Origin of the sequence: Arthrobacter sp. M4 (assembly GCF_020251205.1) — a bacterium.
GTDB lineage: Bacteria > Actinomycetota > Actinomycetes > Actinomycetales > Micrococcaceae > Arthrobacter.
Window position 1 is genome coordinate 102,384 of sequence record NZ_JAIWYX010000002.1, and the last position, 13,068, is coordinate 115,451.

At 66.5% G+C, this 13,068-nt stretch carries 13 protein-coding genes; 7 read left to right on the plus strand and 6 right to left on the minus strand.

Annotated elements, in window-relative coordinates; all coding sequences use genetic code 11:
- Positions 1–91: 91 nt before the first annotated feature.
- From LD110_RS04050 to LD110_RS04060, 3 genes are all read right to left on the minus strand, one after another.
- Positions 92–502 (minus strand): hypothetical protein, encoded by a 411-nt coding sequence (locus tag LD110_RS04050; protein WP_225496581.1) that lies wholly within the window; start codon positions 500–502, stop codon positions 92–94.
- Positions 503–672: 170 nt separating this feature from the next.
- Positions 673–1,497, minus strand: coding sequence for a CPBP family intramembrane glutamic endopeptidase (locus tag LD110_RS04055; protein ID WP_225496583.1), 825 nt, complete (start codon positions 1,495–1,497; stop codon positions 673–675).
- 19 nt (positions 1,498–1,516) lie between these two features.
- Positions 1,517–3,442, minus strand: coding sequence for a DHH family phosphoesterase (locus LD110_RS04060; RefSeq protein WP_225496585.1), 1,926 nt, complete (start codon positions 3,440–3,442; stop codon positions 1,517–1,519).
- Between the two features lie 207 nt (positions 3,443–3,649).
- Between LD110_RS04060 and LD110_RS04065 the strand changes: the two genes are divergently transcribed.
- Positions 3,650–3,985: an Lsr2 family protein gene (locus LD110_RS04065; RefSeq protein WP_056387574.1), complete on the plus strand. Its 336-nt coding sequence runs from the start codon at positions 3,650–3,652 to the stop codon at positions 3,983–3,985.
- Between the two features lie 123 nt (positions 3,986–4,108).
- On the opposite strand, the gene LD110_RS04070 is transcribed toward LD110_RS04065, so the two are convergent.
- Both LD110_RS04070 and LD110_RS04075 read right to left on the minus strand, forming a co-directional pair.
- Positions 4,109–4,597: an SLOG family protein gene (locus tag LD110_RS04070; protein WP_225496587.1), complete on the minus strand. Its 489-nt coding sequence runs from the start codon at positions 4,595–4,597 to the stop codon at positions 4,109–4,111.
- Between the two features lie 168 nt (positions 4,598–4,765).
- Positions 4,766–5,098 (minus strand): hypothetical protein, encoded by a 333-nt coding sequence (locus LD110_RS04075; protein WP_225496589.1) that lies wholly within the window; start codon positions 5,096–5,098, stop codon positions 4,766–4,768.
- Positions 5,099–7,233: 2,135 nt separating this feature from the next.
- On the opposite strand from LD110_RS04075, the gene LD110_RS04080 reads away from it, so the two are divergent.
- The 6 genes from LD110_RS04080 (at position 7,234) to LD110_RS04105 (ending at position 11,939) form a co-directional block, all read left to right on the plus strand.
- Positions 7,234–7,701: a hypothetical protein gene (locus LD110_RS04080; RefSeq protein ID WP_225496592.1), complete on the plus strand. Its 468-nt coding sequence runs from the start codon at positions 7,234–7,236 to the stop codon at positions 7,699–7,701.
- A gap of 52 nt (positions 7,702–7,753) precedes the next feature.
- Positions 7,754–9,067, plus strand: coding sequence for a hypothetical protein (locus LD110_RS04085; protein WP_225496593.1), 1,314 nt, complete (start codon positions 7,754–7,756; stop codon positions 9,065–9,067).
- On the plus strand, positions 9,064–9,480 hold the full coding sequence (locus LD110_RS04090; protein ID WP_225496594.1) for a hypothetical protein: 417 nt from the start codon (positions 9,064–9,066) through the stop codon (positions 9,478–9,480). The genes LD110_RS04085 and LD110_RS04090 overlap by 4 nt, the downstream gene beginning before the upstream one ends.
- 3 nt (positions 9,481–9,483) lie before the next feature.
- On the plus strand, positions 9,484–9,957 hold the full coding sequence (locus LD110_RS04095; RefSeq protein ID WP_225496595.1) for a hypothetical protein: 474 nt from the start codon (positions 9,484–9,486) through the stop codon (positions 9,955–9,957).
- A gap of 235 nt (positions 9,958–10,192) precedes the next feature.
- Positions 10,193–11,647, plus strand: a complete 1,455-nt coding sequence (locus LD110_RS04100) for an RIP metalloprotease (protein ID WP_225496596.1) — start codon at positions 10,193–10,195, stop codon at positions 11,645–11,647.
- Positions 11,648–11,726: 79 nt separating this feature from the next.
- Positions 11,727–11,939, plus strand: coding sequence for a hypothetical protein (locus LD110_RS04105; RefSeq protein ID WP_166187762.1), 213 nt, complete (start codon positions 11,727–11,729; stop codon positions 11,937–11,939).
- Positions 11,940–12,331: 392 nt separating this feature from the next.
- On the opposite strand, the gene LD110_RS04110 is transcribed toward LD110_RS04105, so the two are convergent.
- Positions 12,332–13,054, minus strand: a complete 723-nt coding sequence (locus tag LD110_RS04110; protein ID WP_225496597.1) for an HD domain-containing protein — start codon at positions 13,052–13,054, stop codon at positions 12,332–12,334.
- Between the last annotated feature and the right edge of the window lie 14 nt (positions 13,055–13,068).

Consider the following 13,068-nt stretch of genomic DNA (forward strand, 5'->3'; position numbering starts at 1 on the left):
AGAAAGGCCGGAGAAGCATCCCCGTGGGAAGGGAGCTCTCCGGCCTTTCTGCGCGTTCACGCTGGTGCGAGGCCCTGGGTGCGCCGGCCGCCTAGAAGGCGGCCGCGCCGCGGCCTCGCCGGTATCCCGCATTGGGGGACTCGGGTATGTGGGCACGGACCCGGTGGCCGTCCTCGACGGCGTACAGGATGTCGTAGGTGATGGAGACGTTGCGGTTGCAGGGCATCACACCCTGCCTCCGGTGCATCTCGAGCTTGCGGAAGCCAGCGACGGACTCGGCACGTTCGAAGAAGCGGGCGAGCATCTCGCGGGCGCGTTCGTGCGCCTGCTCCGCCGTGCGGCCGCTGGTGCTCATGGTGAAGAAGTGCATGGACCCTCGATCGAAGGTCGGCCTCTCACCGGTGTCGAAGTCGCTGGCGAACCGCGCGCGGCGCACTTCGCTGCCGCTGGGGCGCACGAGCCGGCCTTGCGCGTCATACGCGCACTTATTGACGACGGCCATGGTGGATCCACCTCCTCTCAGGTCTGGCTGACGAAAATCCTTCAGCCAATCCCCCGGTGACCGGATCACCCCGGTCACCCGAGAGCAGGCCCTCCGGAGCGACCGTCGGCCCACGGCCGAAAGGTCGCCCGGAGGGCACCAGCGTCAGTCCTGCACATTGAGCCCGGCCGCTATGCGGCCTGTGGCTCGCTTTCCCCGCCTTCTTCCCCGCCGGCCTCCCTGTCGTCTTGTGCAGGCCCGGGCGCGGGTGCCGCCATGCGGTACACCGCCAGGGCGCACGCGAGGAACGCCGCGGTCATCAGCAGCGCTGAGACGGGGTTCGCCAGTGCGCCCAGCAGCTGGGCGGGGACAAGGACGGCCGCGAGGTTGAAGGCCAGGTGGAGCAGCACGCACGGCCACAGGACGCGGGTGCGTTCGTAGACCAGCGCCAGCAGCACCGCCAGGGGCAGCGTGGCAGCAAACTGGACGACGTTGGCGTGCAGCAGGCTGAAGCCCGCGGCGGTGACGAGCACCGCCGCGACGATGCCGACCCTGCGCCGCAGCAGCGGGTAGAGCAGGCCGCGGAAAAGCATCTCCTCGGCCACCGGCGCTGCCACCAGTGCGAGCAGGAGGGCCACGACGGGCCCGGCGTCTGTCCTGGCTCGGGTCGATTCATCGAATCCCGCCGAGCCGCCCAGGGTATAGAGCCACAGGGCCAAGGACTGGCCGGCGAAGAACGCCAGAGCCAGGCACCCAAGCACCGTTCGGGTAAAGCGCGGTGTTCCGGACATCGGTCGGACCGTTGGCGCGTTGGCGAACCACCGGGGCCGGAAGAGCCTGGCAGCGCCGACGAGCAGCGCCACCAGGCCTCCGAGCACCGCCGTACCCAGGACGGGCTCACCGACCACGGAAACTACGGCAAGGCCAAGTCCCAGGTAGGCGGCGAGCACGCCGAGGGGCACGAGGACACACCACGCGATGGAGACGAGCCGGGACTTGATGGGTGGAGCGGGCATCCCCGCCTCCTTTCCGTGGTCAGACAGACGCGGGGATCTGCTCTTCGATGACGGCCTGGACGCGGGTCTCGCCGCGGAAGGTGTTCAGCTGCAGCTTCGCGATGAAACGCAGCGTTCCGACCTCGGTGCGGCTGGCCGACCGCGTCAGAGCCGAAATCTCCGGCTCCTTCTCCTCGGCGACGTTCCACCACAGGCAGGACAGCCCGGACCTGGTGACCAGCCGCAGGTGCTTCTTGCACAGGCGGCACACGCGGTAGCCGCGGGCGTTGGTCATCAGGTTGGCGTCGGTGCGCTCATGGCCGCAGTCAGTATCGGAACCGATCCGGTCCACCCGCAGCCCGAGGGGCTCGACAGCGATTTCGACCACCGGCTCGACGAAGCCGTGGCCGAAGGGCCGCAGCGCTTCCACACGCCGGACGAAGCCGACCAGAGGCTCCAGGTCGTCCAGGCCAGCATCGCAGTCCCGGTCCGGGCCCAGGACCAGGTCGGCCCGGCGCTCATCCTGGACGACAGCCAGCAGGGCAACCTGCGTGGCCTCCCGCAATGCTTCGACCAGGCCGTCGAGCAGTTCCGCCCGGTCGACCTTGACGCCGCAGGCCTGCTGGTGGCCGATGGCGCGCATGCCGTCCTGGTGCTCGAGCGTGTCGATGATGCCGAACCACGACGGTGCCCGGCCGGAGCCTCCGACGTAGTCATCCGGCCCGGCGGGACGGTTGAGCACGACGACCGGGTGGCCGTGGCGCTCCATCAGCCGGTTGGCGAGCAGACCGTACATGCCCGGGTAGGCCTCGGAGAAGTAGACCCAGGGGGCCAGCGGCTGATCGCCCTCCTCGAGCTCCCGGGTGTGGACCTCGACAAGCTCCTTGCGGCTCTCGTTGGTCGCGATGACCTGGTGTGCCGCCTCGAGCATCAAGTCCTGGTCAGGCGCGGTGAACACGCCGAAGCACGGTGCGAGCGGGTCGCCCGTGCGGCGCGGGGAGTTCATCGCCGGCGCGAGGTAGAACCCGTAGAAGCCCTCGTCGATGCTGTCGATGTCGCGGACCTTGCCTGCCTGGCCGAAGGCCTTCAGCAGGACCGCGAAGCCCTCGAAGGCCCGGACGAAGGCCGGGTGGTGCGGGTCGACGCGCAGCAGCTGCATCAGCGTCGACTGCCCGACTTCGATCGCTTCGGGGTCCGGGTCGAAGCCCCAGGGGGTCGGGACCGTGCGCGGCGCGGGCGCGTACAGCAGCCGTGCGATGGACAGTGAGTCGCGCACCAGCTGCCGGTTCTCGTACAGCACGGGCATGACGTCGGAGACGGTGCCCAGGCCGGCGAACAGGCGCAGCAGGCGGATCTCCCAGAGCTTCTCCCGCCGGTGGACGCGGGCATAGGCCTCCAACACCTGGTAGAGCACGTGCGCTCCGCAGATGCCGGTGTTGGCGTAGGTCTCGTCCATCCGACAGGGGTCGACGGTGACGTCGGCGCTCGAACCGGGTTCGAGCTCCTCGTGGTGGTCGGTGACCAGGGTCTTCCATCCCAGAGCCCGGGCGGCGGCGATCCCGCGGTGGGAGTTCACTCCCCCGTCGCAGGTCAGCAGGACCTTGGTGTCCGGCCACGTCGCGGCGATCTCTGCGATGTCCTCGGGCGTGAGGTCGTGGCCGCGGCGGTAGTCGGGCACGTGCAGCTCGACGTCGAAGCCGAGCTCTGACAGTCCGGCGTAGCCGAGCACACCGGAGGAGATCCCGTCCATGTCGAAGTCAGGGGCGATGGTGACCTTGTGGCCGGCGACCCGGGCGTCTTCCAGGGCCTCGACCATCTCGGCCAGGCCCAGGAGCTCGTCGTGTTCAGCTGATTCGATCTCGCGGAGGTACTCGTCGGTCCAGCCGCGGCGCTGGCACATCAGGGCGAACAGGTCGACGCCGTCGTCCGTCAGTGGATGGTCATCGACGGTCTGGAGAATGGTCATGGTGGGGGGCCTCTCGATCGTGTCGAATGGTCGGTTTACAGGGGTGGGGAAAGGCACCCGCTGGCAGTGTGATTTTAGCAGTGTGGCGGGTTTATTATGCTGGTATAGCAGCGTTTTCGGCCTATGATGAAGGCATTGGAAAGATCTGTCGTTCTGGCGTGCCCAAAGACTTCTCTAAGGTGGTTCGGATCGTCTACCATTCAAGACATGGCTATTCGAAATATTGTGGAGTCGGACATCAGTGGCAAGCCGGATGCTGCCACAGTCACCTTCGGACTGGGCGACACCTGGTTCGAGATAGACCTGACCGACGAAGAGCGCAAAGAGCTTGAGAAGAATCTCAAGGAATACATCAGTAAAGGTCGAAAGGCCACTAAGAAGGGCGAGAAGAAACGACTCGTGCCCGAGACGACGCCCGAGGAACGCGAGGAGATCCGTAAGTGGGCGCGCGAGAACGGTCATGAAGTGCCCGAGTTCGGTCGCATTCCGAAAGCTGTCATGAAGGCCCACGATGAGGCACACGGCATCGAGCGGACTCTCTAGCCCACCCTTTCCGCAGTCTTTCGGGCCATACCGGAGTGATTTCCGGCCACCTATTCGAATCAAGGATCAACAGCCCTGCAGCACCAGCTGCAGGGCTGTTGTCATGTCCGGGGTGTGCACTTGTCAGAACGGAGGCAGGCGCGGGTGGATGATGTCTTCGACCTCGATGCTTGCAGCCAGGGCGCAGGAGCGGGCGTGCACGGTGCCATGTGAGAAGTGCCCTGGCGTTCCGGGCATCAGCTGCTGCTGGCCGGTGCGTTGGTCGCACTTGCTGCAAAGGTCCAGGAAGGCGGCGACACGGACCTGCGCTCCCCCGGCGCGCATGGCGACGAGGGCATCGACCATCCGTTGGTTCCGGGTGAAGCCCGCCGCCTTGGGCTCAGCGCTCCAGTCGGCCGTGAACTCAATTACTTCGAAGCCGGCAGCCCGCCACAGCCGCTCGGCCATGGCGTCAGCACCCTTGGGACAGTGCCCTGACAGGAGCACAGGTCGGGCGACCGCAGACGGTCCCCAGGCTCTCCAGGCCTCGTTCAAAGCCGCCTTCATGGCCTCCGCGGCGTCCCAGGTTCGGGAACCGGTCACGAGCAGGGCATGGCTGAATCCACTGGTCATCGCGATGCCTCCCGGCTGGTCATCTTGGTCATCGGCATAGATCCCGCCGAGGCCGCCGCGGTGGCAGTCCGGATTGTGATACTCGTCTGTCGCTGCATCATTCCCGTCCTCTTTCGCCGCAATGTTTTCCGGAATGATTCCCGGTGTTCCTTCTCAGTCGGCAGGTCACTACGCGGCAGCTGCCGACGCCTGGGCACCGTTGACCCTGGCAACGCCGCGTTCGTAATGGATTGCCACCCGGACCTTCCGGTCCTCGCTGAGCGGTGCGACGTGAAGGGTGTATCCACCGTCCTTGTCGCGCTCGAGGTAGGCGACGCAGACCGTGCCGCTCTCTTCATCGTCGAAGTCGACCTTGCCAAAGCTCTCCGCCGGAGTCGCCTCAGTGACTCGCTCTCCGTAGGGGATCCACGGCTTGGCCTCGCACCTGGCTCCGGTGTCGTAGGGCGAGAGCTGCGGCTGTGGCCGGCGTGCGGACCTGGATGCCTTCCGGGCGTGTGTCATGACGATGCCTCTTCTGTTTCTCGGGATGCAGGTGTCGGGCATCGAGTGCAGGTCCCGCCAGGGGTCCGCGGAGACTCGATGTACGGTCCAGCTCCCGTGCCAGCTCCGCTGGCCTGACGGCCCACTGGTGAACCGTGTCGGGAACTGCTCCGACTGGGCCGCGCAGCGGGCCGGCCGACGGGCCGTCCTCCTCGGACAAACCTGGTGCGCAGCGCCAGGTGATCCACCGCCTGGCTGCACCCTTTGCCGCGTCGTCCACCTGTGGACAAATGCGGCGGGGCAGGCGGGGGTGTCCTCCACTCAAGCGCAGCGCTGGGCATAGCCGGAGGGAGCGCAGCGACTGACGGACCGGCGAGCGAAGCGAGCGGTGGAACCTGTCGGCTATGCCGACCAACAGCGTCTCGAAGCGCAGCGAGAGACCGGAGCGAAGCGGAGGGTCCGCAGGACCGCTGTTGCCAGGTTCCCTTATGCCCTTTTCCTCTCTTGCCGCCATTTCGCCATTCCACGGCTGGAGCGTTAGCGGAAGCCTGGAATATCAGGGGAAACGGCCCGTACACCCTTGACCCGTACACCCCCTCTCCATCCGCGCAGCGGGTGTACGGGTCACGTCGTTTCCGCTGGATTTACGGGCTTTTGGGTGTACAGCCCTTTTGCCGTCCGCTGCAACGCCGTACGGATGCATCTTCCGCACCACCGCGAGGCACGAGCGGGTACCCGTACGGGTCCTCACACGTAGCGTCAGCGACGTCGGGCGCAGCCCGGTCCGCACCCCCTGGTGCAACCTGCTGGCGCAGGCGCATCAGACCCGGCGCGCAGCGGTCCACCTCTCCCCGCGACCTGTCGCGTCAGGCTGTGGAAAACTCTGCTGTCACAGCACTGCACTGATCTGTCGGTGCGCTCGTCGCGCCGGTGTGCGGCGCTCACTCCGGCTCTGTTTCGCGGCCGCGCCAGCACCTGTCGCTCCGCGTCCGAGGCGGGCCTACACCGCTTCCTTGCCGGGGTCCGTTCCGGGCCGGCCGTCTGCCCTCCTGGTGGCAGCTGCACCCCAGGATGAGCGACAGCGAGTCCTCGAAGGCCACCGCCCGGCCTGTCACTCGTGGACGCATCAGAAGAGGAGCTTTTCCGGGAAGCATGAAGCCTCCCTGGATCCAACGGCAGCCCCCGCTTCCACAGCGTCACCGAGCCGTCCGGGTCTCCCACCAGGTGCAGCTTCCTGGAGAGGCTCACGGGTTCTCACCTTCTGGACCCCCACCGCCCGTGAGCCTCTCCAGGAAGCGGAGTTTTTGCACTTTCGCTCCATGCGGGGCCCTACTACCCAGTTCGCCTTTTCCCTCCGCTCTCCCTGCGGCCCCCGGGCGGGTCGGTGACGCTATAGGCGCAACCACAGCTGCTCCACCCTGCTCCGATAGCTTCTCCGCTTGCTCCAGGACTGCCTCGAGGTGTCGCAGGCGGGTGTTCCAGGTACCGGTCCGGGCCCGCATCGCTGGACCCCTTCTGGTCCCGGAGTGGACAGATCATTGCACCGGCATGGCCAGACAGGGACACAGACCAGACCCATACAAGACCTGAGAGAGTCCAGAAAGGCCATTCAGGCCCCATTGAGTGCCGGATGGCACTCCTCGGGGCCGCTTCGGGCGCACTACTGGTCCCATGATGGTCTCTTACAGGTCTGCTCTGGTCCGGCTCGCGACGCTGGACTGTTGCGGGTCTCTTCGAGGGCGCTTCAGTGCTTCGCGTGGGACCACCGAGCGCCCTCCAATGTGCCGTGGCCTGATCGAGGTCTTCTACTGGTCCGCAGCGGACCGCGTGCCGGTCCCGGGTGAGCCCTTGATGAGTCCTGTGTCTTCTGGTTCCTCGACTGACCCGTGGCCTTCTGCGGGTCCTGCCAGCGGCTCCCACGGGCCCCGCCGCGGCCAGGGGTCGCTCACGGTGATGCAGGCCTGATCTGCTGGTGGCCTTTTGCTGGTCTTGGCGTGGTCCTTGCAGAGACCATTGAAAGACCAGTAGAATGATGACTGATAAATGAGTCGAAAGGTCCCCGACTGGCAGTAGCGCCTCGGGGACCGCGCATGAGAGGGGGCCGCGATGACCGAGGACAGTGTCCATCAGCACGAGGGCGCAAGGGGGTGCTCGCAATGACCGATAAGGCCGAGCCGCGCCGTCTGCGCTGGAGCGTCCCGCGGGCCGACGAGTCGACGAACCGGTGGCTCGACGAGCAGTACGACATCTCGCGCTCGCTCCAGCTGTTGATCCGCGAGTCAATCCAGCGCGACGGCTACATCGACGTGGTCAACCGTCCCGTTGAGCAGCTTCCCCGGCGCGGCCGCCCGCCGCAGGGCGAGCAGGACCCTGGGCCCGGCGAGGCCCATGAAGGAGAGGAACGCGGCGATGCCGGCCGTGACGGGAGTGAAAGCCAGCACGAGAGTCGCGAAAGCCGTGACGAGACTGCCGTGCCTGTTGCTGTTCCTTCAGAGCCCGTGCAGCGCGTCGAGGCAGCCCAGGCTGTTCAGCCGCCGCCCACGCCTCCCGTCCGCGAGCCCCACCCTGTTCCTGCCGAGGAGCCTTCTGTCCCTTCGGGGCTGGACGCCTTCCTCACCCGCTGATCCGCACCGCACTTCCTGAGACACCGACTTCCTGACCGAGAGGGACACAATCATGAGCAACACCCGCACCGCCGAGAAGACCATCCAGCTCACCGGCGGCATCGACGTCGGCAACGGATACGTCAAGGGCGTCATCCGCGGCGAGGTCCACGGCAAGGAGGTCTTCGACACGATCGACCTTCCTTCGGCCGTGGTGAGCACCTCGCGCTCCACGCCCAAGGTGCCCGAGGCTGACTCGGATGCCTTCAAGATCGTGGTGGAGGACGACTTCTACAACCGCGTCGCCGCCTCGTTCACCACTCCCCTGATCGGGCACTCGGACCTGCGCACCTTCGGCCGCGCGGCACTGAGCACCCCGGGGTCGAAGTTCACGCAGTTCGAGGTCGTCGGATCCCGCTCGAAGGCTGACCAGGAACTGAGCTCGGTGCTTGTCCTGGGCGTCTTCGCCGCCAAGGCCCTCCGCGACTATGTCCGCGAGCACGGCGCGCTGCCGGACCGCGAGCTGCGCGCCACGGTGCGCGCAGGCCTGGCTCTGCCGATTGCTGAGTACGTGCAGCGCCGCAGCGCCTACGCTGCCCAGTTCGTGGGACTCCTGGGCACGGCTGACCCCACGGTGCACCTGGTGACCGTGAAGAACTTCTCCACGCCGGTCACCGTGCGCCTGCAGTTCGAGGATGTGCAGGTCCTGCCCGAGGGCGCGTCCGCGCAGTTCGCGATCACCGACAAGGGTGCGCCGCTGGCGCAGGCTCTGCTGGACGATCTTCGGGCCTCGGACCCCGAGGAGGCCGCGCGCTTACAGGGTGTCACCGCCGAGCTGCTGGTCGGTGTGCGCAACACCGTCGGCGTCGACGTCGGCGAGGGCACCGTGAACTTCCCCGTCTTCACCGACGGCGCGTTCAACTCCGAAGCGGCCAGCACCCTGGACCAGGGCTACGGCACCGCGTTGACGAACGCGTTGGACCGCATGAGCACCAGCGGAGACAAGGACCTGCGGTTCAAGAACCGCAAGGCGCTGGCCGACTTCCTGCAGCAGGAGCCCAGCGTATTCCTCCAGGGCAGGTTTGACCGCGCCAAGGGCTACGTCGACGAGGAGGCCGAGTACCTCGGCGAGGAGATCGGCGCACGCTTCGAGGACGTCCTCGCCGAGGTCGGCGGCACCACCGAGGTGGTGTACGTCTACGGCGGCGGTTCGGGCCCGATCAAGGAGATCCTGCGTCCTGTCCTGCAGAAGGCCGCCGGCGGCATCCCGGTGCTCTACCTCGACGCCGCATACTCGCGCCACCTGAACCGTGAGGGCCTGTACCTGGCGGCGAAGGCCGTCGAGGTCCAGAAGCCCGAGGGCAAGCGCAGCAAGGCCGCGGCGTGATGGTCGTGCGTGGCCCCTCCGTGGCCGTGACCGAGCTGCTGGCCTTGCAGGACGAGCAGGGCCAGCTCCTCGGTCGGCTGGCTGAGCTCGATGCGCGCCGAGCCGAGCTTCTCGGCTCGCTGGCCGGGGCTCCGGCCCCGGCCGCCGGGACCCACGCGGCCGAAGATGACGACGAGGCGGAACAGTCGCCCGAGGTCGTCGTGCACAAGGGCGTCGAGCTCGGCGGCCGCGTGATGCTCGACGAAGACGTCTATGAAGGCGTGCATGCGCCGCCGCGGGTCTACGTCTTCGAGGAGTATGACTCGGAGGCGACCGCCGGGTCGAACTGCACGCTCGTCAATGTGGCGAGCGGCGACTGGACGGTCCGTGGCATTGGCGAGCTGGTGCCCGTGGACGACGACCAGGAGAGCTGAGCCGTGGCTGCGCCGGTCAACTACTCCACGAAGATCTCGGCCGCGCAGACCGTCGCCGAGATGCAGGCGCTGCTCGCGCAGCACGGGGCCCGCCGGATCAGCGTCGACTACGACGCCTCCGGCGTGCCCAGTTCCCTGGACTTCCTGCTCGCGACGCCGCATGGCCAGCGCGGCTTCTCTCTTCCAGCCAGCGTCGACCGCATGGAGGCGCTGCTGCAGAAGGAGGACGCCGCCGGCCGGCTGAAGGCGGGATCGCGCGCCGAGCGGACCAGCCGGGCCCACGCTGAGCGTGTTGCCTGGCGCGTGATGAAGACCTGGCTCGGGGCGCAGCTCGCGCTTGTGGCCGCAGGGATGATCGACGTCGACCAGGCGTTGCTGGCGTTCCTGCAGGTCGATGCGGCGGGCCGGACGCTCTACGAGGTCTACAGGGAGCGTGAGGCGGCTGCTCTTGAGCTGACGCGCGGTGACTCGGACTGACCCGGGTCCGCGCGGGCGAAGAGCCCTTCCTGATCATCGAAAGAGGATCAGGAAGGGCTCTTAGCATCTCTCGACATCAATGCAGCGTCCTGTCTGAATGGCATTCGACATGCGAGAATTGACGTATACGAGTCGATGCTCCCTGTTATCGCGATAGAGCATCGACAGACGAGGCACGACGAGGGGATGCACCGATGACGATCGCACAGAGCCGGCCCGACGAGGGGTACACGCCATGACGGGTCCGGAGGTCGCCCTGTACGCGCTCGGTGTGGTGATCTTCCTGACCGCGATCTTCGTCTCGATCGCGCTGCACGAACTGGGGCACCTCTACTTCGCGAAGAAGTTCGGGTGCCGGGTGAGCCAGTACATGGTCGGCTTCGGCCCGACGGTCTGGTCCCTGAAGAAGGGCGAGACCGAGTACGGTATCAAGCTCATCCCGCTCGGCGGCTACGTGAAGATCATCGGCATGTTCCCGCCCGAGACGGACCGCGAGCAGCAGATTTCCCGCGGCGAGCAGGTGCCAGCAGATACAGCAGCCGCGTCGGCACACCAGGAAGCTCACAGCGACGTCCTCGTCGCAGCCAGCACCGCGACCCCGGACGCGCCCCTCACGCTGCGCAAGTCCAACACGGGCCTGTTCGCACAGATGGTCTCGCAGACCCGGGCGGCGGAGTTCGAGCTCGTCGAACCCGGCGACACTGACCGTCTGTTCTATAAGCTGCCCGCGGCGAAGAAGATCCTGGTGATGGTGGCGGGGCCCGGGGTGAACATCGCTTTGGCGTTCCTCTGCTTCCTCTGTGTCTATGGCATCTACGGCGTGCACTCGGTCGAGCCGACCGGCCGCCCTGCGGTTTCCGTCGTCTCCGACTGCGTGATCCCCCAGGACGCCAAACGCACTGCGTGCCAAGACAGCGACCAGGTCTCCCCCGCCCGGGCGGCGGGGCTGCGTCCCGGCGATGTGGTCGTCAGCTTCAACAGCCAGCCAGTCACCTCGTGGTCACAGCTGTCGGACCTGATCCACGCCAACGGCGACAGCATCGCTGCCATGGAGGTGGAGCGCGATGGTACGCAGGTGAAGCTCCAGGCCTCGCACACGATCGCCATGCCGCGGGACCTCGATGGTGACGGCCCGAAGCAGTCTGCGACAGTGGGCTTCCTCGGTGTCGAGCCGGAGTCCCGCGAGGTGGTGACCAGGCACGGCCCGGTCTACACGATGGAGCGCATGGGCGAGATGACCGGGCACGCAGTGTCTTCCATCGTGCAGCTGCCCGCCCGGGTGTACAACGTCGCCCAGGCGATCTTCGGCCAGGGCGAGCGTGCCCAGGACGGACCCATGTCAGTCATCGGTGGATCCAGGCTCGCCGGCGAGGTCGCGGCATCTACCAAACCCGGCCTCGACATCGGCGGTAAGGCTGCGCTGCTCGGGCTGGTGGTCGGTTCGTTCAACCTCTTCATTGGGGTGTTCAACCTGCTCCCGCTGCTGCCGTTGGACGGCGGCCACATCGCGGGCAGCGCTTTTGAAGGGGCCAGGCGCTGCCTGGCACGGCGGTTCAGCCGACCTGATCCCGGTCACGTCAACGTCGCCAGGCAGCTGCCGGTCGCCTACGTGATCGGCTTGGCGATGCTGTCGATGAGCTTGGTGCTCATGGTCGGTGACATCGTCGTGCCGCTGAAGTCGGGGCTCTGACGGGACCCGCACCAGCCCTCGACGAGACCACCCACCGCCCAATACCAGACCACACACCGACCAGAAGGGATGCAGACCCATGACCGACCACGATGAGACCCGGAAGAGTCCAGCAGGAGACCCGAACAAGACCAGTAAGAAGCCACAGAGCCTCGTATCCCGGCTGCGGCAGATCTACGAGGACCGGCCGGTGGCTTTCGCCGTTGGCCTCATCGGCGTCTCCGCACTGCTGTTCCTGTGCGGCGGGATCCTCTCCGGTGACTTGCGCTTGCCCTTCAGCTCCGGCTGGTAGCCGGAGTATCCGGTCCGCGGGAGAAAGAAGTGACCAGAGAAAAAAGAGACCCCGCCGCCGGAGCTGATGCTCCTGCGGTGGGGTCTCTGCTGTAGTGCTGGTTCTCTGGTTCATGGACGGTCGGGCCTGCGGATCACTTTGACCGGCAGCACTGCTTCCATGGCCATGAATTTGAGGAAGGCCTTCACGCAATCGGGACAGAGGAAGAACCACGGTTGGATGTAGTGGAATTTCAATGTCCGCCAAACGTGGGCGTCCGGGTCGTAGTTGTCTGAATTTTCATGGGCAACATCCGACTCCGTCTCAACTCCACAGCGATCACACGAGGTGAGAGTTACCTGCCTGCTTCCCATCAGGTTCCTTTCTGAATTTTGCGGCTTGCGGCATGCTGATCAGTCGATGCCATGCTCGGCCGACAGGGCTGCGAGATCGTGGCTGAGATCTTCCATCGCGGCGATGGCAGCCATGGTGCACTGCTGGGTAGCAGGGCAGCAGAGCGAGCGGCGCAGACCTGCTCCGACGATCTCGACGGCCGGCATGTACTTGAAGAGCATGCGGTACATGCGCGAATCCTGGCCGTGGCCGAGCTGGTGCCGGATCGAACCGGCGTTGTCCTTCAGGTCGCTGGCCTTGATGAGCAGCGCCCGGGAACCGGAGTTGGCAAGCCGCGTGAGGTGCTCCTCGTAGGAGGTGCTGCCGCCAGGAGTCGTCACCGCCCCAACGAGCACCGAGACGCGCCGGCCGTACAGCCGCGCCAGGCAGCCCAGGGGATCCTCACCCGGCTGGCCGAAAGCAGCAAGCAGCTCTTTGCTGCAGTCCTCGACGACATCATGCAGCAGTGCTGCGGCAATCAGTTCAGCGTCGGTGACGCCCCAGCGCAGGAGGCGCAACGCCACGCGCAGCGGATGCTCGATGTACGGCACGCGAGGCATGTCTCCCCTGATGAAGCGGGTCTGCTTCCGGTGCAGGAACGAGGCCGTCGCAGCTGCGCGGGTTACGAGCTCCGTGTTCGTGGTGCCGGGCATGAGGTGTTGGATCTCCCGCTCGAGTTCGAACACGAGCATCGCAGGGTCCATTTGCTTGAGCGGGACACGCGTCGTGGTCAGGGTGGTCATGGCTCTTCCTTTGT

Excerpts from the sequence above, each read along its gene's own strand:
- LD110_RS04050 (WP_225496581.1), bottom strand. The coding sequence starts at position 502 with ATGGCCGTCGTCAATAAGTGCGCGTATGACGCGCAAGGCCGGCTCGTG.
- LD110_RS04055 (WP_225496583.1), bottom strand. The coding sequence starts at position 1,497 with ATGCCCGCTCCACCCATCAAGTCCCGGCTCGTCTCCATCGCGTGGTGT.
- LD110_RS04060 (WP_225496585.1), bottom strand. The coding sequence starts at position 3,442 with ATGACCATTCTCCAGACCGTCGATGACCATCCACTGACGGACGACGGC.
- LD110_RS04065 (WP_056387574.1), top strand. The coding sequence starts at position 3,650 with ATGGCTATTCGAAATATTGTGGAGTCGGACATCAGTGGCAAGCCGGAT.
- LD110_RS04070 (WP_225496587.1), bottom strand. The coding sequence starts at position 4,597 with ATGACCAGTGGATTCAGCCATGCCCTGCTCGTGACCGGTTCCCGAACC.
- LD110_RS04075 (WP_225496589.1), bottom strand. The coding sequence starts at position 5,098 with ATGACACACGCCCGGAAGGCATCCAGGTCCGCACGCCGGCCACAGCCG.
- LD110_RS04080 (WP_225496592.1), top strand. The coding sequence starts at position 7,234 with ATGACCGATAAGGCCGAGCCGCGCCGTCTGCGCTGGAGCGTCCCGCGG.
- LD110_RS04085 (WP_225496593.1), top strand. The coding sequence starts at position 7,754 with ATGAGCAACACCCGCACCGCCGAGAAGACCATCCAGCTCACCGGCGGC.
- LD110_RS04100 (WP_225496596.1), top strand. The coding sequence starts at position 10,193 with ATGACGGGTCCGGAGGTCGCCCTGTACGCGCTCGGTGTGGTGATCTTC.
- LD110_RS04105 (WP_166187762.1), top strand. The coding sequence starts at position 11,727 with ATGACCGACCACGATGAGACCCGGAAGAGTCCAGCAGGAGACCCGAAC.
- LD110_RS04110 (WP_225496597.1), bottom strand. The coding sequence starts at position 13,054 with ATGACCACCCTGACCACGACGCGTGTCCCGCTCAAGCAAATGGACCCT.